At 69.7% G+C, this 21,223-nt stretch carries 24 protein-coding genes and 1 riboswitch; of the genes, 4 read left to right on the forward strand and 20 right to left on the reverse strand.

Annotation, left to right across the window (positions count from 1 at the left end):
- Window positions 1–89 precede the first annotated feature (89 nt).
- Complete coding sequence (locus FHR94_RS05005; protein WP_183324532.1) at window positions 90–1,541, reverse strand: cobyric acid synthase; 1,452 nt, start codon at window positions 1,539–1,541, stop codon at window positions 90–92.
- Between the two features lie 91 nt (window positions 1,542–1,632).
- On the opposite strand from FHR94_RS05005, the gene FHR94_RS05010 reads away from it, so the two are divergent.
- Together FHR94_RS05010 and FHR94_RS05015 are read left to right on the forward strand one after the other, a co-directional pair.
- Complete coding sequence (locus tag FHR94_RS05010; protein ID WP_183324533.1) at window positions 1,633–1,890, forward strand: type II toxin-antitoxin system Phd/YefM family antitoxin; 258 nt, start codon at window positions 1,633–1,635, stop codon at window positions 1,888–1,890.
- Window positions 1,878–2,177 carry a type II toxin-antitoxin system RelE/ParE family toxin gene (locus tag FHR94_RS05015; protein ID WP_183324534.1) on the forward strand — a complete coding sequence of 100 codons (300 nt, stop codon included), beginning with the start codon at window positions 1,878–1,880 and terminating at the stop codon, window positions 2,175–2,177. The genes FHR94_RS05010 and FHR94_RS05015 overlap by 13 nt, the downstream gene beginning before the upstream one ends.
- Window positions 2,178–2,197: 20 nt before the next feature.
- On the opposite strand, the gene cobO is transcribed toward FHR94_RS05015, so the two are convergent.
- The 12 genes from cobO to cobT all read right to left on the reverse strand — a co-directional run bounded on the left by cobO (window position 2,198) and on the right by cobT (window position 13,192).
- Window positions 2,198–2,809, reverse strand: a complete 612-nt coding sequence (gene cobO / locus FHR94_RS05020) for a cob(I)yrinic acid a,c-diamide adenosyltransferase (protein WP_183324535.1) — start codon at window positions 2,807–2,809, stop codon at window positions 2,198–2,200.
- Window positions 2,810–2,835: 26 nt separating this feature from the next.
- Entirely contained in the window at window positions 2,836–3,603 is a 768-nt protein-coding gene (locus FHR94_RS05025; RefSeq protein ID WP_183324536.1) for an ATP-binding cassette domain-containing protein, read from the reverse strand.
- Window positions 3,600–4,601, reverse strand: a complete 1,002-nt coding sequence (locus tag FHR94_RS05030) for an iron chelate uptake ABC transporter family permease subunit (protein ID WP_183324537.1) — start codon at window positions 4,599–4,601, stop codon at window positions 3,600–3,602. The genes FHR94_RS05025 and FHR94_RS05030 overlap by 4 nt, the downstream gene beginning before the upstream one ends.
- Window positions 4,588–5,496: a cobalamin-binding protein gene (locus FHR94_RS05035; protein WP_183324538.1), complete on the reverse strand. Its 909-nt coding sequence runs from the start codon at window positions 5,494–5,496 to the stop codon at window positions 4,588–4,590. Before FHR94_RS05035 ends, FHR94_RS05030 begins: the two co-directional genes overlap by 14 nt.
- The gene (locus FHR94_RS05040; protein WP_183324539.1) at window positions 5,493–7,319 is read right to left on the reverse strand and encodes a TonB-dependent receptor domain-containing protein; all 1,827 of its coding nucleotides are present in this window, start codon (window positions 7,317–7,319) and stop codon (window positions 5,493–5,495) included. Before FHR94_RS05040 ends, FHR94_RS05035 begins: the two co-directional genes overlap by 4 nt.
- A gap of 115 nt (window positions 7,320–7,434) precedes the next feature.
- Window positions 7,435–7,630: riboswitch (cobalamin riboswitch) on the reverse strand.
- Between the two features lie 82 nt (window positions 7,631–7,712).
- Window positions 7,713–8,153, reverse strand: a complete 441-nt coding sequence (locus FHR94_RS05045; protein WP_183324540.1) for a bifunctional adenosylcobinamide kinase/adenosylcobinamide-phosphate guanylyltransferase — start codon at window positions 8,151–8,153, stop codon at window positions 7,713–7,715.
- A complete protein-coding gene (locus tag FHR94_RS05050) occupies window positions 8,105–8,758 on the reverse strand; it encodes a histidine phosphatase family protein (protein ID WP_183324541.1) in 654 nt (217 codons plus the stop codon). The genes FHR94_RS05045 and FHR94_RS05050 overlap by 49 nt, the downstream gene beginning before the upstream one ends.
- Before the next feature lie 31 nt (window positions 8,759–8,789).
- A complete protein-coding gene (gene cobS, locus FHR94_RS05055; protein ID WP_183324542.1) occupies window positions 8,790–9,548 on the reverse strand; it encodes an adenosylcobinamide-GDP ribazoletransferase in 759 nt (252 codons plus the stop codon).
- Complete coding sequence (locus tag FHR94_RS05060) at window positions 9,545–10,081, reverse strand: bifunctional adenosylcobinamide kinase/adenosylcobinamide-phosphate guanylyltransferase (protein ID WP_183324543.1); 537 nt, start codon at window positions 10,079–10,081, stop codon at window positions 9,545–9,547. The genes cobS and FHR94_RS05060 overlap by 4 nt, the downstream gene beginning before the upstream one ends.
- Window positions 10,078–11,163, reverse strand: coding sequence for a threonine-phosphate decarboxylase CobD (cobD, locus tag FHR94_RS05065; RefSeq protein WP_183324544.1), 1,086 nt, complete (start codon window positions 11,161–11,163; stop codon window positions 10,078–10,080). The genes FHR94_RS05060 and cobD overlap by 4 nt, the downstream gene beginning before the upstream one ends.
- Window positions 11,160–12,140, reverse strand: coding sequence for an adenosylcobinamide-phosphate synthase CbiB (gene cbiB, locus FHR94_RS05070; RefSeq protein WP_183324545.1), 981 nt, complete (start codon window positions 12,138–12,140; stop codon window positions 11,160–11,162). Before cbiB ends, cobD begins: the two co-directional genes overlap by 4 nt.
- 5 nt (window positions 12,141–12,145) lie before the next feature.
- The gene (cobT, locus tag FHR94_RS05075; protein WP_183324546.1) at window positions 12,146–13,192 is read right to left on the reverse strand and encodes a nicotinate-nucleotide--dimethylbenzimidazole phosphoribosyltransferase; all 1,047 of its coding nucleotides are present in this window, start codon (window positions 13,190–13,192) and stop codon (window positions 12,146–12,148) included.
- A 173-nt stretch (window positions 13,193–13,365) separates the two neighbouring features.
- Here cobT and FHR94_RS05080 point away from each other — a divergent pair, with 173 nt between their 5' ends.
- Together FHR94_RS05080 and FHR94_RS05085 are read left to right on the forward strand one after the other, a co-directional pair.
- Window positions 13,366–14,703, forward strand: coding sequence for a sulfite oxidase (locus FHR94_RS05080; protein WP_183324547.1), 1,338 nt, complete (start codon window positions 13,366–13,368; stop codon window positions 14,701–14,703).
- The gene (locus tag FHR94_RS05085) at window positions 14,700–15,080 is read left to right on the forward strand and encodes a hypothetical protein (RefSeq protein ID WP_183324548.1); all 381 of its coding nucleotides are present in this window, start codon (window positions 14,700–14,702) and stop codon (window positions 15,078–15,080) included. Before FHR94_RS05080 ends, FHR94_RS05085 begins: the two co-directional genes overlap by 4 nt.
- A gap of 90 nt (window positions 15,081–15,170) precedes the next feature.
- On the opposite strand, the gene FHR94_RS05090 is transcribed toward FHR94_RS05085, so the two are convergent.
- The 7 genes from FHR94_RS05090 to FHR94_RS05120 form a co-directional block, all read right to left on the reverse strand.
- Window positions 15,171–16,166 (reverse strand): zinc-dependent alcohol dehydrogenase family protein, encoded by a 996-nt coding sequence (locus FHR94_RS05090; protein WP_183324549.1) that lies wholly within the window; start codon window positions 16,164–16,166, stop codon window positions 15,171–15,173.
- Between the two features lie 46 nt (window positions 16,167–16,212).
- Window positions 16,213–17,043 (reverse strand): DUF2797 domain-containing protein, encoded by an 831-nt coding sequence (locus tag FHR94_RS05095; protein WP_183324550.1) that lies wholly within the window; start codon window positions 17,041–17,043, stop codon window positions 16,213–16,215.
- Window positions 17,036–17,320, reverse strand: a complete 285-nt coding sequence (locus FHR94_RS05100; protein ID WP_183324551.1) for a YeaC family protein — start codon at window positions 17,318–17,320, stop codon at window positions 17,036–17,038. The genes FHR94_RS05095 and FHR94_RS05100 overlap by 8 nt, the downstream gene beginning before the upstream one ends.
- 35 nt (window positions 17,321–17,355) lie before the next feature.
- The gene (locus FHR94_RS05105; RefSeq protein ID WP_183324552.1) at window positions 17,356–18,210 is read right to left on the reverse strand and encodes a rhomboid family intramembrane serine protease; all 855 of its coding nucleotides are present in this window, start codon (window positions 18,208–18,210) and stop codon (window positions 17,356–17,358) included.
- A gap of 172 nt (window positions 18,211–18,382) precedes the next feature.
- The gene (locus FHR94_RS05110) at window positions 18,383–19,387 is read right to left on the reverse strand and encodes a metallophosphoesterase (RefSeq protein ID WP_183324553.1); all 1,005 of its coding nucleotides are present in this window, start codon (window positions 19,385–19,387) and stop codon (window positions 18,383–18,385) included.
- Between the two features lies 1 nt (window position 19,388).
- Window positions 19,389–20,270 carry an NAD(+) kinase gene (locus FHR94_RS05115; protein WP_183324554.1) on the reverse strand — a complete coding sequence of 294 codons (882 nt, stop codon included), beginning with the start codon at window positions 20,268–20,270 and terminating at the stop codon, window positions 19,389–19,391.
- A gap of 65 nt (window positions 20,271–20,335) precedes the next feature.
- Window positions 20,336–21,205, reverse strand: a complete 870-nt coding sequence (locus FHR94_RS05120; protein ID WP_183324555.1) for a carboxylate/amino acid/amine transporter — start codon at window positions 21,203–21,205, stop codon at window positions 20,336–20,338.
- Between the last annotated feature and the right edge of the window lie 18 nt (window positions 21,206–21,223).

The raw sequence follows: 21,223 nt of genomic DNA on the forward strand, positions 1-21,223 counted from the left end.
GGTGATCATGCATGAGGAGGAAGGACGCCACAATCCCATCGGCCTCTCCTCGCCCCCGCAACCTTCATGTCGCTCGACACATGATGCCATCAAGGCCCCAGCAGGCGTTGGATGGCGGCCATGTCGAGATGGGCCTCGATGGCGTCGGCCAGGCACTCCAGCTCGCGCTCGCGGTGGGCCGCGTAGTCCACGGCGGCGTCCTCGCCCTCCAGGCCGAGGCGCCGCAGCAGCGCCGCACAGGCCGGCGCCATGTCGAACAGGCCGTGCAGGTAGGTGCCCATCACCTGGCCATCCTCGCTGACCGCCCCGTCGGGTCGACCGTCGAGGTCCATCAACGGCCGGGCCAGGGCGGGGCCCTCGGTGACGCCATTATGGATCTCGTAACCGCTGACGGGGCTGCTCCCCGGCTGCAGGGTCCCGCGGACGTTGCGCAGCTGCTTGCCCGGCACCAGACGGGTGCGCATGGGCAGCAGGCCCAGCCCCGGCACGCTGCCGGCCGATCCCTCCAGGCCGTCCGGGTCGTCGATGGCCTCGCCGAGCATCTGAAAGCCGCCGCAGACGCCGAGCACCTTGCCGCCATAGCGCAGATGGCGGTGGATCGCCGCCTCCCAGCCCTGGTAGCGCAGCCACGCCAGGTCGCTGGCCGTCGCTTTGCTGCCGGGCAGCAGGATGATGTCGGCGGGCGGGATCGGTCGATCCGGCCCAACGATGGTGAGCGAGACGCCAGGATGCAGGCGCAGCGGGTCCAGGTCGGTGTGATTGCTGATCCTCGGCAGGGCCGGCACCACGATGCGCAATGTCGGCTCGCCGGTCTCGTGACCGACCAGTCCCACCCCGTCCTCGGCGTCGAGCAACAGGCCCTGCAGGTAGGGCAGCACCCCCAGCACCGGCTTGCCGGCATGGTCGGCGAGCCAGTCGAGCCCCGGCTCGAGCAGAGCGAGATCGCCGCGGAAGCGGTTGATGATAAAGCCCGGGATGCGCGCCCGCTCGCTGTCGGCGAGCAGCGCCAGGGTGCCCATCAGCTGAGCGAAAACGCCGCCGCGGTCGATGTCACCGACCAGCAGCACGGGGCAGTCGATGGCCTCGGCGAAGCCCATATTGGCAATGTCATTGTCGCGCAGGTTGATCTCGGCGGGGCTCCCCGCCCCCTCGGCGAGGATGACGTCGTAGCGCCGTGACAGCCGCTCCCAGGCCGCCAGCACGGCCTCGCGGGCCTGACGCTTGAAGGCGTGGTAGTCGATCGCTCCCATGTGCCCATGGACCCGGCCGTCGAGGATCACCTGGGCGCCCTGGTCGCTCTCGGGCTTGAGCAGCACCGGGTTCATGTCGGCATGGGGGGCGAGGCCACTGGCCGCCGCCTGAAGCGCCGTGGAGCGACCGATCTCGCCACCGTCGGCGGTCACGGCGCTGTTGAGCGCCATGTTCTGGGGCTTGAAGGGGGCCACCGAGACGCCGCGCCGGGCCAGCGCGCGACACAGGCCGGCCACCAGGGTGCTCTTGCCGGCATCCGAGGTGGTGCCCTGGATCATCAGTGTCGCCATGATAGTCGTCGTCCCATCACCGTCGTTGCATTGCCCTTGCCCCAATAGTGTCACTATAGTATCACTTACCACTTCCCAGACGGAGGCACCCATGAAAGTCGAGCTGGTGACCAATCTCAAACGCCAGGCCACCAAGATCCTGGCAGAACTGCACGACTCCAAGGAGCCGGTGCTGATCACCGAACACGGCAAGCCCTCCGCCTACCTCGTCGATGTGGAAGACTACGAGTTCATGCAGCGCCACCTGGCATTGCTGGAAGGCCTGTCTCGAGGGGAACGGGCGGCCCTGGAAGGACGGACCTACTCCCAGTCGGAGGCGAAAGAGAAGCTGGGCAAATGGCTGACGTGATCTGGACGGATCCCGCCCTCTCCGACCTGGAGGCCATTGCCGACTATATCGCCCTGGACAACCCCAACGCCGCCCGCAAGCTGGTGACAGCGGTATTTGCCGCCACCGAACGCCTCGAGACCCTCCCTGGATCAGGCCGCACGCCCCCGGAACTTCCCGATTCCGTTTACCGGGAAGTTGTCGTGCCACCTTGCCGGGTCTTCTACCGCCAGGACGCCGATAGCGTGCTGATACTTCATGTCATGCGCGAGGAAAGACAGCTCAGGACCTATCTCTTGGGCAGCTGAACTACCCGCTTTACAGCAGGCTACAATTCGATGCCCTTCTGGGCCTTCACCCCCTGTTCCTTGAAGGCGTGCTTGACCACCTTCATCTCGGTCACGGTGTCGGCCAGCTCGATCAGCGCCTCGGGGGCATGACGGCCGGTGACCACCACGTGCTGCATGGGCGGGCGCGCCTGGAGGTCGTCGAGCACCCGGTCCAGGTCCAGATAACCGTGGCGCAGGGCGATGTTGAGTTCGTCGAGCAGCACCAGCGCGTAGTTTGGATCGGCGAGCATGCGCCGGGCCTCTGCCCAGGCGGCCTCGGCAGCGCGGATGTCGCGCTCGCGGTCCTGGGTGTCCCAGGTATAGCCCTCGCCCATGACGCGGTAGTCCACCCCGGGCAACTGGCGGAAGAAGGCGTCCTCGCCGGTGCTGAAGGCGCCCTTGATGAACTGCACCACGCCCACTTTCATGCCGTGGCCCAGGGCCCGGGCCAGCATGCCGAAACCGGAGCTGCTCTTGCCCTTGCCGGGGCCGGTCAGCACCAGCAGCAGGCCCTGCTCCCTGTCGGCGGCCTCGATGCGCTGGCGCATGATCGTCTGCTTGTGCGCCATGCGACGGGCGTGTCGTTCGGGATCGATGTCGTGTCGGCTCATTGGGATCTCCTTGGTAGCCGGGAGCGTCAGCGCCGCGGGACGAAGACGGGTGCGCCGTCCACCTCGACACAGGTCAGGGGCTGGTCGTAGAGCCGCTCCAGGGCGGCGGGGGCCAGCATGGCCTCGGCGGGCCCCCAGCAGGCCTCGCCATCGGGATAGAGCAGCAGCACGTGGCTGCACCAGCGGGCCGCGAGATTCAGGTCGTGCAGGCACATGACCAGACCCCGTCCCTGGCTGGCCTGCTCGGCGAGCAGGTCCATGACCGCCACTTGGTGGTGCAGGTCGAGGTGGTTGGTGGGCTCGTCGGCGAGCCAAAAGCGCGGCGACTGGGTCAGTACCGTGGCCAGGCTGACCCGCTGGCGCTCGCCGCCGGAGAGGGTCGCCAGTTCACGCGCGGCGAGATGCGAGAGCTCCAGACGCGCCAGCGCCGCCTCGGCCCGGGCGAGATCCTCGGGTCCCTCCTGCTGCCAGGGCGCGAGGAAGGGGTGACGGCCGATCAGCGCCGTCTCGCGCACCGTGGCCGGGAAGTCGTCGTGGCGCTCCTGGAAGACCACCCCCAGACGCCGGGCCAGCTCGCGGCGGCGCAGGCGGGCCAGCGGCCGGCCGTCGAGGTGGATCTCCCCCGCCCGCGGCGGGCGCAGCCCGGCCAGGGTGTGCAGCAGGGTGGTCTTGCCCGCACCGTTGGGGCCCAGCACCCCCCAGCGCTGGCCGGGGGTGATGCCGAGATCCAGCGGCCGCCCGGCCGACCGGCCCGGCACGTCGATCACGAGCCCACGGGTTTCCAGCCCGGTCACCGGCGACTCCGGTGCAGCAGATAGAGGAAGGTCGGCACCCCGAGCAGCGCGGTAATCACTCCCACCGGCAACTGCTGGGGGGCGATCAGGGTGCGCGCCAGGGTATCGGCCAGCGTCAGCAGGGTCCCGCCGGCCAGCAGGCTGGCCGGCAGGATCAGTCGCTGGTCGTTGCCCAGGCGCAGCCGCAGCATGTGCGGCACCATCAGGCCGACGAAGCCGACGCTGCCGGCGGTGGTCACCGCCACGGCGGTGAGCAGGCTGGCCAGCAGGTAGAGGGTCCATTCCAGGGGCCGCACCGCCACGCCCAGGGCGGCGGCCTGGAGCCCGCCGCGCGCCAGGACGTTGAGCGTCCGGCCCAGCGGCAGCATGACCATCAGACTGGCCGCGGCCACCGCCAGCACCGGCCAGGGCGTGCTCGCATAGGCCAGATCGCCCATCAGCCAGTAGAGCATGCCGGGCAGCCGCTCCACCGGGCTCACCGCCAGCAGGAAGGTGATCAGCGCCCCCCAGCCGGCCGCCATCACCACCCCGGTCAGCAGCAGGCGCGTCGGCGTCCAACTGCCGCCGCCATGGGCCAGGCCGAAGACGATCAGCGTCGAGGCCAGCGCCCCGACGAAGGCCGCCCCCGAGACCAGGGCGGCGCCGAGGCCGGCGAGCATGGCGGCCAGCGCGGCCACCGAGGCCCCCCCGGAGAGTCCCAGGACGTAGGGGTCGGCCAGGGGGTTGCGCAGCAGGATCTGCATCAGGGCCCCGGCCAGGGCCAGCAGGGCCCCGGTGCCGAAGGCCGCCAGCGCCCGGGGCAGGCGCAACTCGAGCACCAGGGTACGATGCAGGGGTTCGCCGTCACCGGACAGCACCGCCAGCAGCTCGCCAGGCGCCAGGGACACGCTGCCGAGTGCCAGCGCCAGCCCCTGGGCCAGCAGCGCGGCCAGGGCCAGCCCGGCGAGCGGCCGCAGGCGTGGCGCCAGGACGATACGAGACGCCCTAGCGCCGGCCACGGGCCGTCTCCAGATGAGCGCAGAGCGCCCGGGTACCCTCCACCAGGCGCGGGGTGGCCCGCTGGACCAGGTCGGGGTCGACGAAGAAGAGGTTGTCGCGACGCACCGCGGTCATCTCCGGGAAGTCCCGCCAGGCCTCGAGCCAGGTGGAATCCGCCTTGCCCATGCCGCCGGTGATGATGACCTCCGGGTCCCGGGCCAGCACCGCCTCGACGGCGATACGCGGCACCAGCGGCGCCTCCTCGGCGAACAGGTTCTCGCCGCCGCACAGCGACAACGCCTGGCTGATCCAGTGCTCGCCGTTGACGGTCATCAGCGGCTGCTCCCAGACCTGGTAGAAGACCGGCACCGGGTCGGCCTCGGCATAGCGGCCACGCAGCGTGGCCACCTCGCTGCGCAGTTCCGCGGCCGCCGTCCCGGCGGCCTTGTCGGTACCGGCCAAGGCGCCGAAACGTTCCAGGCTCGTGGCGATGGCGGCGACATCGCCGACATCGGAGAAGAACACCGGCAAGCCGAGCCCCGGCAGGCGCTCGATCTGCTCGCGGGGATTGCCGCCGGCCCAGACCACCACCAGGTCGGGCTCCAGCGCCAGCAGGGCCTCCAGGTCGAGCCGATCGTAGCTGCCCACCCGGGGCAGTTCGGCGGCCGCGGGGGGATAGTCACTGAAGCTTACCGCCCCGACCACCCGGTCGCCGGCCCCGGCGGCGAAGAGCAACTCGGTGACCCCCGGCGAGAGCGCCACGATGCGCCGGGCCGACGCGGCCAGGCAGACCTCGCGGTCGGCGTCGTCGGTGACGCAGACCTCGGCGGTGGCCGTGGCCGGGACGAGGCCGGTCATCCCCAGCCATAGGGCCAGGGCCGCCAGCGGGGACAGCAGGCGTCGACCGGTGATCATTCGCCGAACCGCACGCTCAGGAAGGCCGCGCGGCCAGCGCCCTCGAAATCACGGCCACTGAAGTCGCGTGCCGTGACCACGTCGCGATCGAAGACGTTCTCGAGGGACAGCCGCGCCGCCCACCGGGGAGCGAACCGCCAGCCGGCGCGCAGGTTGACGATGCCGAAGCCCGGGAGACGCTCCTCGTTGGCCGTGTCGTTGTAGCGATGGTTCTGGGCGATCCACGAGCCGCCGAGGGTCCAGTCGCCCAGTTCGCGGTCGGCGTCGAGGCGCAGGCTCTGGCTGGCGCGGCGCACCAGGCGCTTGCCGGTCTCGTGATTCTCCGGGTCCGTGTAGGTCAGGGCCGCACGCAGCGTCCAGTCGTCGAGCTCGGCACCGGTCGCGACCTCCACGCCGCGGATGCGTGCCTCCTCGACGTTGAAGGGGGCGAACCGGCCTTCCTCGAGGGTGAAGGCGATCATGTCGTCGATCTCGGTCTGGTACACCGCCAGGTCCCAGAAGCCACGCTCGACCTGGCCGCGCAGGCCCAGCTCGAGGGTCTCGGAGCGCTCCGCCTCGAGGTCGGGGTTGCCGAAGCCGGGGAAGTAGAGCTCGTTGAAGGTCGGCGCGCGGAAGGCCGTGCCATAGCTGGCGCGCAGGGTATGGCGGTCATCGAAGGCATAACCCAGCGCCAGGCTACCGGTGACTTCCTCGCCGAAGGCCTCGTTGTCGTCGTGGCGCAGGCCGGCCTGAACGTCGAGTGGCGAGAAGTCCATCAAGGCCTGGGCGAAGACGGCGACGTTGCTGCGGCGGTCCTCGTCATAGTCGACCGTGCCGTCGACCTCGTCGCGGCTCGCCTCGGCACCGGCGATCAGCTCGTGGTCGCCCAGCGCGACGGTGTTCTGCCAGCGGGCGGTATGGGTCAGGGTGTCGATGACCGAGTCACCGAAGCTGTCCTCGTTGTCGCTCTCGTCCCGGGCCTCACTCAGCGTCAGGCGGCTGGTCCAGGTGTCGGTGATGGGCAGCTCGCCGTAGACACCGGCGACCTGCTGGACGTAATCGGTATCGCCGCCGACGAATTCGGTGTTGCCCCGGGCCCGCAGCCCCAGCACGCCCAGCTCGGCCCCGCTGTCGAAGGCATGAGACACGCGGACGAGGCCGGTGGTGTTGTCGTAGCCCTTGTCGCCCTCGCCCTCGACGACCTCGGTGCCGTCGGTGTCCAGGCGACTGGCGGCAACATGGTAGCGAGTGCCGCCCTCGCGCCCGGACAGCGAGGCACTGGCCCGCTGGGTATCGAAGGAGCCACCGCCCAGCGAAATACGTGGACTGGGACCACCTTCCCCCTCGGGGGTGAACAACTGGATGACGCCGCCCACGGCATCGGCGCCATAGAGGCTGCCGCGGGGTCCCCGCACGATCTCGATGCGCTGGAACATCCGCGGGTCGAGAAACTGCCAGGCGGGGCCGCCGGTGGTGGCGGAACGCAGGCGAATGCCGTCGATCATCAACAGGGTCGATTCACTGCCGGTACCGCGCATAAAGACGCTGGTGTTCTTGCCGAAGCTGCCGCTGGAGGATAGGTCGACGCCGGGCTGGGCGCGCAGGATATCGGCGAGGTCCTTGGGATCCTGACGGCGCAGGTCACCCTCGTCGATGACGGTGACCGAGGCGAGGCTCTCGTCGGCGGTGCGCGGCGCCAACGTCGCGGTCACCACCAGGGGGTTGAGGCGCAGTTCGGCCTCGTCGGCGCCGTCCTCGGTGTCGGGGTCGGCGGCGGTGGCCAGCGGGGCCACGCCCAGGCAGAGGGCGGCCAGCGCCCAGCGGCGGGAGAGAGGTGCTGTCATGATCGTTTTCCCAGGGCCGCACACACCCGTGCGGCAATGAACCCTTGAAAGGCCAAGCGCGGGAAGCGGGAGGGAACATCGGCGTGGCGCCCTGCCCTCGGATCGCCCGCCGCGTCCTGGCATGTGCTCACAGGCCGGTCTCCGGGCTGACGAGCGAGGCCAGTGCCTCGGGACCGCCGCCTTCCCGTGCCGTTTCGACACAGTGGCGTTGGGCGGTCCCTGACTCGATCACCGTTGCGGGGGCAGCGTCGGACTGGCCTGGCGGCGTCACCGACTTCCCGTTTCAACCGTCCTGTCTGCACAGGACTGGAGCCTGCCGGGTCCGACAGGCTCCTTGGTCACCTGAGAGTGCGCGTAAGCTAGCAACCGGTTGAGGGGGCGTCAACGCGAATGCTACGCCGAGTTGACCTGGTGCAGGCAGCGGGCCAGGCCGTGACGGACGTACCAGGTCTCCCGGGCGCGGGCCGCGGCGTCCTGGGCGAGCCAGCCGGCCAGGTCGCGCAGACGGCGATCTCGCGCCTCCAGGGGCACGATGCCCCGCCCCATCTCCGGCAGGATCAGCACCGCCTCGACGCCCTGGTCGCGCTCGGCCCGACACAGGGCGTCGAGCTCCTCGGTCAGCCGTCGTCGCAAACGGTCGTCGTCGGGCTCTTCGATCAGGGCCGTGGCCAGCCAGTCGGCCCAGCCGGTGATCACCGGGGTCGTGCTCCGGGCGAGGCACTTCCGCCAGCCACCCAGGCCCGCCTCGTCCACCGCGACCCAGGCCGCCTCGGGATAACGGCCGGCTACGAGGTCGCGCTTGCCGGCGCAGGCACCGCCGATGAACAGCTGCACCGCCAACCCTCCTCGCCATGGATGAAGATGAAGCGCCGCCCCTGGGCCTGACCGACGCTGCCCTCCCAGAAATCGATGGTCTCGAAGCGTCGACGCAGTTCACGGATCACGCCGCCGTGGGTGACCGTCAGCACTCGACGATGGCCTTCGGCCTCGGCGCACGCGAACATCGCCGCCAGCCACGCGTCGAGGCGAGCCCGCAGCGCCCCGGCGGACTCGCCACCGGGGGGCGCCTGCTCGCCGCGGCTGTCGATCCAGGCCCGATAGGCCGGCAGGTCCTTGAGCTCGTCATAGTAACGCCCCTCGTAGTCGCCGAAGTCCAGCTCCCGTAGGCGAGCATCCAGCCGCGCCTCGGGGGTTGCCAGGCCCTCGCGATCTTTTCCTTCCAGAACATGGGCCAGGGTCTGGCGGCAGCGGATCAGGTCGCTGCAGTGGATGGCGTCGAAGGTCTCCGCGGCCAGATGGTCACGCAGCCGCGCGAGGCCCGGACCGGCCTCGGGCATCCGCAGCGGGATATCGCGATGGCCCTGGTAGCGGCGCTCCTGGTTCCAGGCCGTCAGGCCATGGCGCACAATCACCAGCTCCAGCTGTGCCGGCTCCGTCATCGGCGTTCCTCCTTTCCATCGACCCAGGCCGTCAGGCCATGGCGAACGACCACCAGCTCCAGGCGATCAGCAGCAGCCATAGTTCTCCTCCTTCGATGGCGGCGCCGACGATGTCGCCGTTGATGCCGCCGAAGGCCCGGCGCACCGCCAGGCCGTAGACGATGATGAACGCGGCCAGGCCCAGCGCCAGCCAGGCCCCGCCGGGCACCCAGGCCGAGAGCGCCAGCGGGATCACGGCGGCCAGGACCAGGTCACGTCGGGTCAGGCTCTGCTGCCAGGCATGGGCCAGCCCTTCGCCACGGGCGGCGGGCACCGCCACCAACAGCCCCACCGCCCCGAGCCGGCCCAGGACGATCACCGGCACCAGCCACCAGGGACTCGCCCCCGCCGCCAGCAGGGCCCACAGCAAAGCACCCTTCCAGGCGAGGTGGAAGACGAGTGCCAGCACCGCGAAGCTGCCCACCTGGGCATCCTTCATGATCGCCCAGCGCCGCTCCAGCGGGGTGTTGCTGCCCAGGGCGTCGGCCAGGTCCATCAGGCCATCGAGGTGCAGGCCGCCGGTCAGCGCCACCCAGAGGCTGAGCAGAGCCAGCGCCAGCAGCGGTGGCGGCAGCAGGCCCTGGAGCAGGCTCCCCGCGATCGCCACCAGCGTCCCCACCAGCAACCCCACCAGCGGGTAGGCCCGGGCCGCCCAGCGGCGGGTGGCAGGCGTCCAGGGACAGGCCAGCGGTACCGGCAGACGGGTCAGGAACTGGATGGCCAGCAGGGCGCCGAACGCCGCGTCCTTCATGGGGTCGCTCCTTTCCAGTCGATGGCCAGGCCGGCCACCACCTCGATGACCCGGTCCGCCTCGGCGGCCAGGTCGCGGTGCAGACGCTGCAGGAAGGCCAGGTAGCGCCACACCAGGGGATCCCGGGGCGGCAAATCCTCGTTGATGTCGTTGGAGACCACCACCAGGGCGATATCGCGTCGGCGGGCCGTCTCGATGAGCCGCGCCAGCATCGCCCGCCCTACCGCCTCGTCCAGGCCCGCCTCGAACAGCGCCTGGCTGGCCCAGAGGGTCAGGCAATCCAGCAGCACTACATCGCCGTCCTCGACGTCCACCAGGGCACCCGGCAGGTCCAGGGGCGCCTCCAGGGTCGTCCAGTCGGCCCCCCGCTCGCGGCGATGACGGACGATCCGATGGGCCATCTCGTCATCGCTCTCCCGGGCGGTGGCGAGGTAGACGAGCCGTCCGGCGCGCGCCGCGCGGTACTCCCGCGCCAGGGCCTCGGCCACGCCACTCTTGCCCGAGCGCGCCCCGCCGGCGACGAAGGCGATCACGGACGCCTCCACTCGGCCAGGGCCTCGAGCAGGCGGGCATTGTCGTGGCCCTCGCGCAGGGCCAGGCGCAGCCAGGCGCCGTCGAGGCCCGGGAAGCCGTGGGTATGCCGGGCCAGCAGGCCGCGGTGCAGCAGGAAGGCGAACAGTGTCTCGGCCTCGGCAACGTTTCGACCGCCGCGCAGCAGGAAGAAGTTGGCCTGGGTCGCCGGCACCGTGAACCCCAGCGACCGGGCCGCCTCGGGGACGGCTGGGCGCACGGTCGCCAGCCAGGCGCGGGTGCGGGCCAGGTAGTCGTGGTCGGCGAGCAGCGGCGCGACCAGGGCCTGGGCGAGGGCATTGACGCTCCAGGGCATCTGCCGGACAGCAAGGCGGCGCACCGTCGCCGGTGCGCCGAGCAGATAGCCGAGGCGCAGGCCCGGCACGTCGAACCACTTGGTCAGAGAGCGCAACAAGAGCAGGTTCGGCGCCTCGGCAAGCAGGGCATTGAGTCGTTCGTCGCCTTCGGTGAAGTCGACGAAGGCCTCGTCCACCACCAGGGTGGTGCCCGTCTCGCGCGACCGGGCCAGCAGGCGCGCGATGTCCACGCGGGCCACCAGGGTGCCGGTGGGGTTGTTGGGCCGGCACAGGAAGGCGACATCGACCCGGGCGAGGGCCCGCTCGGCAGCCTCGACCTCCAGCGCGAAGGCCTCGCCGCGCAGTGCCAGGGTCGCGACGTCCAGGCCATGGTGCCGACAGGCCAGCGCGTACTCGCTGAAGGTGGGCTCGATCACCAGGGCCTGGCCGCCGGCATGCAGGGCCGCGGCCAGGTAGATCGCCTCGATGCCGCCGTTGGTGAGCAGCACTTGCTCCGGGGCCAAGCCCTCATGGTCGGCGATGGCCCGTCGGGCCCGGTCGTCGTCCGGGTCGGGATAGCGAGTCAGGCGTTCGCCGGCGCCGGCCAGCCAGTCCGTCAGCCAGGTCGGCGGCCCCAGCGGGTTGAGGTTGGCGCTGAAGTCCGTCACCGGATGGTCGGCCGACAGGTCGAAACGGGCCAGCAGCGGGGCCACTCGCCCGCCATGAGGCGGCCAGTAGATTCGGCTCATGTCAGCCACTCTCGTACCAGGATCAAGGGCGTCATCAATACCAGGAAAGCCAGCCAGCCGCCGTGCATATGGCGAATGGCCCGATCGATATGGCCGACACCCAGGGGTGCCAAGGGCCGGCCCAGGGTGGCTCGGTGCGACGGCCGGCCGCCATAGTGGTTGAGCCCGCCGAGCCGCACCCCCAACAGGTGGCCCACCATGGCCTCGGGCCAGCCGGCGTTGGGACTCGGGTGGCGTGGGGCCTCGCGCCGGGTGGCGGCCAGGGCCCCGGCGACCTGGCTGCCGGGGATCGCCCGGGCGGCCAGCCACATCGCCAGGGCGGTGAGGCGCGCCGGCAGCCAGTTGGCGGCGTCGTCGAGCCGCGCCGAAGCCCGGCCGAAGTCCTCGAAGCGGGGGCTGCGGTAGCCGACCATGGAGTCCAGGGTGTTCACCGCCTTGTAGGCCAGCGCCAGGGGCGCGCCGCCGAGCAGCGCCCAGAACAGCGGGGCGGTGATGCCGTCCACGGTATTCTCGGCCACGGTCTCCACCGTTCCCCGAGTCACCTCGGCCTCGTCGAGGCGCTCGGTATCGCGACCGACGATCATGGCCAGTGCGCGTCGCGCCTCGGGCAACTCGCCCCGCACCAGGGGCTCGGCCACCGCCCGGGCGGCCCGGGCGAGTCCCTTGGTGGCCAGCGCCGTGCCCAGCAGTGCCAGCTCCACGATGCCGGCCAGCCAGGGGCTCCGCGCGGCCAGCCCCGTCAGCAGTCCCCAGGCGAGCCCGCCGGTGCCGACCACCACCAGGACGGCCAGGCACAGGCCCCGACGGCGGCGGGTCGCCGGCGAGCCATGGTTCCAGGCTTGCTCGAGCCGGGCGATCACCCGGCCGATCCCGACCACCGGATGGGGCAACCAGGGCGGGTCGCCGAGCAGCAGGTCGAGCAACAGGGCGGCAACGACCAGCCCTAGTAGCTCCAGAGACAGCGGGGCGAAGGTCATGGGCCTCAGCCCTCCGGGCGATCATCGATGCCGGCCTCGGCGAAGGTGGCCATCTCCGCCAGCATGGCGGTGGCGGCTTCCAGCAGCGGGAAGGCCAGGGCCGCACCAGTGCCCTCGCCCAGGCGCAGGTCCAGGTCCAGCAGCGGTTCGGCGTCCAGCACCGCCAGGGCCCGACCATGGCCGGGCTCATGGGAGCGATGGCCGAAGATCAGGTAGGGCCGCAGGGCCGGGTCGAGCCGACAGGCGGTGAGCGCGGCCACCGTGGCGATGAAACCGTCCACGAGAATCGGCATCCGCCGCGCCGCCGCCTCCAGGTAAGCCCCGGCCATGGCGGCGATCTCCAGCCCGCCCAGCCTGGCGAGCACGTCCAAGGGCTCGGCGGGGTCGGGCGCGCGTTCGGCTAGCGCCGCCTCGATCACCGTCCGCTTGTGGGCCAGGGCCTCGCCCACCACGCCGGTTCCAGGCCCCACCAGTTCGGCCACCGACGCGCCGGTGAAGGCGGCCAGCATGGCACTGCTGGCGGTGGTGTTGGCGATGCCCATCTCGCCGACGATCAGGCAGCGGCAGCCCGCCTCGGCGGCGCGTCCGGCGGCCCGCCGGCCGACGGCCAGGGCCGTCCGGGCCTCGTCACGGGACATGGCATCCTGCCGGGCCAGGTTGGCGGTGCCGGGACGCACCTTGTCATGCACGATCCCCTGTGCCGGCAGATCACCGGCCACGCCTACGTCGACCACCTCGAGGCGCGCACCGATGCGCCGGGCAAAGACGTTGATGGCCGCCCCGCCGGCGACGAAGTTGGCCACCATCTGGGCGGTGACCGCCTGAGGGAAGGCCGAGACGCCCTCCTCGGCCACGCCGTGATCGGCGGCGAAGACCACCACCCCGGGTGGGGTGACCCGCGGGAAGTCTTCGCCGGTGAGGCCGGCCAGGCTCACCGCCAGGGCCTCGAGACGCCCCAGGCTGCCGGGGGGCTTGGTCAGGGTAGCGAGATGGCGGCCGACCCGTTCGGCACAGGCGGTGTCGGGGGCGGGAATGAACGGCGAGTCGTTCACGGGGCGTCTCCGGGCATCCTTGTCGAGCCGCACATCCTACCAGAGGGGGACTGGTCGGGCCTGCCTCCGGAACTTCCATCGAGTGCTAAGCTGATTCAGGCCACAACAATCACAACGATGGCCCGGCCGGTGACGCCGCTTCCCCCCTGCCGGGCGCCCTAGGAGTCAGCGCCATGACCAAGAGACCTCCGCGCACCCGCGGTCTCCACGAACTCTATGCCGAGGACCCGGAGAGGGCCGACAAGCTGCTGTGGGACCGCGAGGTCGATCCCGTGACTCGCCGCGGCTTCCTCAAGCGCTCCAGCCTGCTGGCCATGGCCGCGGCGGTGGGCGCCCAGATCCCCTTCGCCGACCGGATGCCGGGCGGCCTGATCCCCGCCGCCCTGGCCCAGAGCGAGGAGCCCTTCACGCTGCAAGGCAAGGAAGGGCTGACGGTGCTCAACGACCGGCCCATCAACGCCGAGACCCCGGCCCATCTGCTCGACGACGACATCACGCCGGCCAAGCACATGTTCGTGCGCAACAACGGCATCCCGCCGGCACTGGAGAGCATCGACGTCGATGCCTGGCGGCTCGAGATCGCCGGCGAATCCTGCCTGACGCCCACGACCTTCTCCATCGCCGAGCTCAAGGAGCAGTTCCCCCACCACACCTACCAGCTGCAAGTGGAATGTGGCGGCAACGGGCGCAGTGAGTTCGTGCCCTCGGCGAGTGGCAACCAGTGGACCACCGGGGCCGTGGCCTGCCCCTCCTTCACCGGGGCGCGGCTGCGCGACGTGCTTCAGGCCTGTGGCATCGCCGACGACGCCGTCTATATCGGCTACTACGGCGCCGACGACCATGTCAGCGGCGATCCGAACAAGGCGCCCATCTCGCGTGGCGTGCCCATGGAGAAGGCGCTGGAGGACGAGTCGCTGATCGCCTGGGCGATGAACGGCGAGGACATCCCCTACCTGAACGGCCACCCACTACGACTGGTCTGTGGCGGCTGGCCGGGGTCGGTCTCGGGCAAGTGGCTCAACCGCATCCTGATCCGCGACCAGAAGCATGACGGCACCAAGATGGCCCCACCCTCCTACAGCGTGCCCAAGCACCCGGTCGCCCCAGGCAGTAACGTGCCCGATGAGGACTTCGTGACCATCCACTCGATGCCGGTGAAATCCCTGGTGACCTTCCCGAAGTCGGGCATCACCCATGCCCTCGGCGAGCCGCTGACCGTGCGAGGCCATGCCTGGGCCGGGGACCTGGCCGTGAAGGCGCTGCAGGTCTCCATCGACTTCGGCGCCACCTGGCAGCCCGCCGAATTGAAGGCGCCCCCCAACCGGCTGGCTTGGCAGCGCTGGACGACGTTGGTGGAGTTCCCGGAGCCCGGCTATTACGAGGTGTGGGCCAAGGCCACCGACGAGGAAGGTCGCGCCCAGCCAATGGTCGTCCCGGGCTGGAACCCCAAGGGCTATCTCAACAACGCCTGCCACCGTATCGCGGTCCAGGTGGCCCGGGAGGACGCATGACGCTTGCACACGCCATCGGCGCTTCCCTGCTGGGGCTGGGACTGCTGGGGCTGCCGCTTTCGGCCCTGGCCCAGCAAACCGACCCCGATACCGGCCTGGTCATGGCCGAAGGATGGCAGACGGTACGCAACAACTGCACCGCCTGTCATTCGGCCAATCTGGTGACCCAGAATAGCGGCTCACGCAACCACTGGGAGAAGCTCATCCGCTGGATGCAGGACACCCAAGGCCTGTGGCAATTCCAGCCGGAGACCGAAGCCACCATCCTCGACTACCTGGCCAAGCACTACGGCCCCAAGGAGGGCGCCCGGCGCCCGCCCCTACCCCGCCACCTGATGCCGGACAACCCCTACTCGACGATCGCCGAGTCAGGTTGACCGAGTGCCCGGCCCCCGGAGCCGCGTCAGGGCCGGAAGGTAATGGCCTGATAGGGGTGCCAGTCGAGTGCTCACACGCCGCCGGCAGATTTAGGGCATCAGCACCGCGGCGCCGGAGAGCCGTCCCTCGCGCAGGTCGTCCAGGGCTCGGTTGGCGTCCTCCAGCGGGTAGGCGGTGGTCTCGGTATGGATGGGCACCTTGGGGGCCAGCGCGAGGAACTCCTCGCCGTCACGGCGCGTGAGGTTAGCCACCGACTTCAGGCTGCGCTCCTCCCACAGCAGCCGGTAAGGAAAGGACGGGATGTCGGACATGTGGATGCCGCCTGAGACCACCACGCCGCCGGGGCGCACCTGGGACAGGGCGATGGGCACCAGCTCGCCCACCGGCGCGAACAGCAGGGCGGCATCCAGCGGTTCGGGGGGCGCCTCGTCGCTGCCCCCCGCCCAAGTGGCCCCGAGCCGCCGGGCAAAGGCCTGGGCCTCTTGGTCGCCGGGGCGGGTAAAGGCATAAAGGGTTTGCCCCTTGGCGATCGCCAGTTGGGCCAGGATATGGGCCGCGGCGCCAAAGCCATAGATGCCCAGCCGACAGGGCGCGTCGCCGCCGGCGAGGCGCCAGGTGCGGTAGCCGATCAACCCGGCGCACAGCAGGGGCGCGGCGGCCTGGGCGTCCTCGGCGGGCAGCGGGAAGCAGTAGCGGGCATCGGCCACGCAGTATTCGGCATAGCCGCCGTCTCGCGTGTAGCCGGTGAACTCGGCCCGCTCGCAGAGGTTCTCGCGCCCGGCCAGGCACTGGGGGCATTCGCCGCAGGTCCAGCCCAGCCAAGGCACGCCCACCCGCTGCCCCACTTCCCGGTTCGACACGCCCTCGCCCAAGGCATCGACCTCGCCGACGATCTCGTGGCCGGGCACCAGGGGCAGCTTAGGACGCTCGAGCTCCCCATCCACCACGTGCAGGTCGGTGCGGCAGACCCCGCAGGCCAGTACCCGGACCCGCACCTCGCCGGGGCCGGGTTCGGGTAACGGCAGACATTCGAGCTGCAACGGCTGGTTCGGGGCATGCAGCCGCATGGCACGCATCTCGCTCATCGGGCACTCCTCGAGAGGGGATCACGCCCCGAGCATAGCGCAGGTCTCAGGCGGTGACCGCGACCTCGTAGCCGGTGAACTTGCGCAGGTTGATCACGCCACTGTCGAGGATCAGGTACTGGCCCTTGATGCCCAGCAGGGTGCCCGCCACCTGGCGGGCCTTGTCGAGGTTGTGAGAGACCACCTTGCGGGGGTACTCCAGCACCGGATAATCGAAAGCTCGCGGCACTTCATCGAGCTCGCGGATGGCCTCAATGCCGAAGCGCTCGCGCAGGTTGGCAAGTCCGGCGCTCAGACGGTCGAGCAGGCGGTCGCGCGCGGCGACCAGAGCGATGTCTTGGGTCTCGCCCTTGAGCATGCTACGCCAGTTGGTGCGGTCGGAGACCTCCTCCTTGAACAGCACCTCGACGAAGCCGGACTGCTGGCGGGAGTCCACCTCGAGGATCGGCAGCGCCTGTACCGCCCCCTGGTCGAGCCAACGGGTCGGCACCTGGGTGCCCCGGGTGATGCCCACCTTGAGGCCCGAGGCGTTAGCCAAGTAGACCACATGGGGCTGGAAGCAGTGACGTTCGCCCCAGTCGGGTTCGCGGCAGGTACCCTGGAAGAAGTGGCAGAGCTCGGGTTTCATGATGCAGGTATCGCACTGGGCCAGCTTCTTGAAGCAGGGGTAGCAGTGTCCCTGGCCGAAGCTCTTCTTCGTCGCCCGGCCACAGTGGGTGCAGGCGATGGCCCCGGTCCAGGTCAGGCGCAGCGGTCGGCCGAGCCGGGCATTGAGGTCCAGGCGGTGCTCGCCGACGCGCAGGGTATAGCGCGCCGGGTGACCCGGCACCACGGCCATCTTGGTTAGGCAGCCCGTGAGGATCACCGCCTCAGTCATGGCTGGCGTCCCGGGCCAAGCCGGCCCTCTCCGGGGGCACGTCCGCCCCGCTGCTGGCGCCGCCACAGGTGCGCTGCTCGAGGTAGCCGACCCGCGCCTGCTCGGGCACGCCATTCTCCATCTCGTAGCGCATCACCGCCTCGAGGCACAGTTCGGTCTGCTCGGGCGTCAGGAAACGGCCATCGGGCCACTTGCGCAGCGACACCGCTTGCTTGAGGCTCTCGTAGATGGCGGGGGTCATCTGCTGGATCATGCGCTCGAAGGTCATGTCGCTCATGGCAAGGCTCTCTTGAAAAACGTATCGAGGGGGCCTCAGCGCCGCGCGCGACCCCGGCGGGAATGATACCAGCCCAGCACCAGCCCCACGACCAGCCCGCCCACATGGGCCTCGTTGGCCACATTGCCGAACCCCACCAGTTCGGCCATATCGGTCATGGTGAAGACCATCCAGCCGAGCATGAACACCACCAGCATCTGCGGCACGAAGAAGCCACTGTCGGGCGCGCGCCGCGACAACAGCCAGACATACCCCAGCAGGGCGAAATCGACGCCCGACATGCCACCGAACAACACCGTGCCGGTGGCATACTGGGCAAGGTTGCCGCCGATACCGGCGGTGAGCAGCAGCAGCAGCATGCGCCCGCTGCCATGCAGCGTCTCCACCTGACGACCGAAGTACCACAGCCACAACAGGTTGAAGATGAGATGCATCCAGCCGAAATGCAGGAAGGCCGGGGACAGTAGTCGCCAGACCTGCCCCTCGGCCAGGGTCGTCAGCAGACGGCCGACCATCAGCTCGCCGCCGGCCACCCACACCGGCACGATGGTCAGCGCCACCACCACCAGATCGCCGAGCACCTGCATGGCGGCGAAGACCAGCAGACAGAGCGTCATGGCGCCGGCCGTCACCGGGGCCAGGCGAAATGGCATCAGCAGACCGTCGGCACCGGAACGGGACGGGGACGGCCGGCGCCGAGGCGCCATCGGCTCGCCGCGGCGCCAGCGTTCCACCAGGTGCAGCATCGCCTCGTGCTGCTGCGGATCCACCAGCCATAGGACCTGGCCCTCGGTCTCTTCGGTGACACGATGGCCGATGCGGTGGGCCCAGAGCGCCTGGCGCAACTCGCGGGTATCGACATCAGAGGGGAGCAGGATCATCCGGTACATGGTCGCCCTCGTGGCAGGTCGGGAGGCGGCGCGTGAAGGGCCCGCAAAGAAAAAGTCCGGCGGAGGGGGCCGCCGGACAAGAGCAAGGGATCATTCAAGGGAACACCTACTCTGACGGGCCAGGGGAGACGAAGTTCACACCGCCGGGACGAAAATTGCGTAAAGAATTGTATCAATCGAAATCGATCTCCCAGGGCTCCGGACGCGCCTCTTCCTCGCGGGGCACCCGCACCCAGACGAAATGGTCGGCATTCAGCCGCGCCTCGCCGCTCCAGCGATAGGCGACCAGGCGGCCGAACTTCACCGCACTGTAGTCCAGGCAGGCGATGTTGGACGTCGGCAGTGCCGGGATCCCCTCGCACCAGTAGTGGCCGATGAACAACGGCCGCTCCTCGGGCGCGTAGTAGCTCAGCCGGGCATGCTCGGTCTCGGTCAACGGGCGCTGCTCCAGGTCTCCCGGCAGGTTGTCGGGCTGGAAGACCACATCGCCCCAGGTGCGCGGCGCCCGTGCCCAGAAGTGGGCACGGAAACTGCGCCGCGTGAAGCCGTCACCAGAGTGTATTTCGAGGCCCTCGGGCAGGGGCACATGACAGCCCCGCGTCAGCCGGTCGAGAATGCGGAACTCCCGCGTGCCCGGCTGTACCGCCGCCTCGAGGAAATCCATGTCGATACGGGCATCGGGACGCTCACGACGCAACCCCTCGATCAAGGCGTGGTCCCAGCAGGCATGCACGACTCGCAGCCCCTCGAACTCCAGGCACAGCGGAATGTCGAGGCACCAGGCCAGGACCTCCTCCCACTCCTGGGGGTGATCGCGGTACTGGTCGAGGGTTTCCTTGATGATGCGATTGTGGCGCGGCGTATGTTCGCGCAACCACTCGCGTCCCGTCCCACCGCGGGCACGGTGGCAATAGGTCAGGGCATTGATCTCATGGTTGCCCATGACGATGTAAGCCTCGCCCTCCTCTACCATGCGCCGGGCGATGGACACCGCCAAGCGGATGCGCGGGCCGCGGTCGATGAGGTCGCCAAGGAAGATCACCTTGCGCCGCGGATGACGGTAGACGCCCGCGCGGCAATGATAGCCCAGACGCTCGAGCAGGGTCGCCAGCGTGGCGCCACAGCCGTGCACATCACCGATCAGGTCGTACCCCTCGAGGGCGTGATTGCGGCTCACCTCAGTCTCCCAGGCGGTTGCTCCAGCCCAGCTTGCTGCGCAGGACCTCGTAGAAGTTGTGTCCCAGCGGATGCACCAGTTGCACCCGCTGCGGCTTGCGGCGAATCACCAGCACATCGTCGGGCTTGGCGACGGCCCGTGTCTGACCGTCGCAGCTGATATGGGGATAGGTCTGGTTGGTCTCGCCGATGTGGATACGGATCTCGCTGGCGGCATCGATGGCGATGGGGCGACTCGACAGGGTATGGGGAAACATCGGCACCAGGGTCACGACATCGAGCCGAGGGTGCATGATCGGGCCACCACCGGACAGCGCGTAGGCCGTGGAACCGGTGGGGGTAGCCACGATCAGGCCATCGCTGCGCTGGCTGTAGACGAACTGGCCGTCGATGAACAGCTCGAACTCGATCATGCGTACCGCCTTGCCGGGGTGCACGACCACCTCGTTAAGGGCGTCACCGCTACCCACCAGGGTCTCTTCCCGGTAGAGCTCGGCATCTAGCAGGAAACGTTCCTCGATCTCGAAGTCCCCCTGGAGCACCTCGCCGACCCGCGCCTCGAGCTCATCGGGTGAGATGTCGGTGAGAAAGCCGAGTCGGCCGCGATTCACCCCCAGCACCAGGGTGCCGCTGTAGCAGAGGGTCCGAGCCGCCCCCAGCAGGCTGCCGTCGCCCCCCACCACGATCACCAGATCACACAGCTCGCCGATCAGCCGCCGGCTGGCCTCGGGATGGCCATGATCGAGGAGCACCGTGGCGGTGCGATCCTCGATGATGATGTGATACCCCCCCGCTTCGAGGAAGCGGATCAACCGCTTGAGGGTCTCGACCACCTTGGCACTGCCCAGGCGACCGATCAGGCCGATGTTCTTGAAGGCTTGCATGCGCGGGTCCCTCGCTTCGCCGGCCGCTCATTATGACGGCGGGTTCCGAGGGGGGCAAACCGACCTCAGGCGACCTGTAGCGCCCGACGGCGCAGCCACCACTCGTTGAGCGCCAGCGAGCCGACGATGATCGCCCCGCCGAGCGCCAGCCGGGGCAGGTCGGCATCGCGGTTCCAGATCACCAGGTTGACCAGCAGCCCGGCGGGAATCAGGGCGTTGTTCATGATCGCCAGCGCTCCGGCATCGACCCGGGTGGCCCCCAGGTTCCAGAGGAAGTAGCCCACCCCCGAGGCTACCAGCCCGAGCCAGGCCAGCACGCCCCACTGCACGCCGGTGGTCGGCAGCGCCGCCGTACTGCCCAGCAACACGAAAGCCGGCAGCGCTACCGCCAAGGCGCCGAGGTAGAACCAGCCGAAGACACTGTGGCGGGGCAGCGACGCCGGTAGACTCGCCGAGAGCCGGCGATATCCCACCTGACCCAGGGCGAAGCAGAGGTTCGCCCCCTGCACCACCAGAAAGCCCAGCCAGAACCCGCTGTCGAGTTCCTGATAGCGGATCACCGCCGCCCCCAGCACGGCCAGGCCGGCGGTGACCAGGTGGAAGGGGGTGAAGCGCCGGAACAGGGCATCGTCCAGCAGGGCGATATAGAGTGGCGTGAAGATGGTGAACAGCAGCACCTCCGGCACCGAGAGCAGCAGGAAGGACTGATAGAAGAAGATGTACATCACGCCGAGCTGGATGGCGCCGAGTCCCATCAGCGTCAGCCGCTGGCGCCCCTGCAGCAAGCGTGGCCGCAGAAACGGCAGAAAGACCAGCGCCGCCAGGGCGATCCGCGTCAGCACCGCGAAGTAGCTGTCCACCTGACCGGCAAGGTAGACGCCGATCAGCGAGAACGAGAAAGCCCAGAGAATGGTGATGCCGACGAGATAGCCCAAGGCTCGACTCCGGTGTGA

Source organism: Halomonas cerina (assembly GCF_014192215.1).
Taxonomy (GTDB): domain Bacteria; phylum Pseudomonadota; class Gammaproteobacteria; order Pseudomonadales; family Halomonadaceae; genus Halomonas; species Halomonas cerina.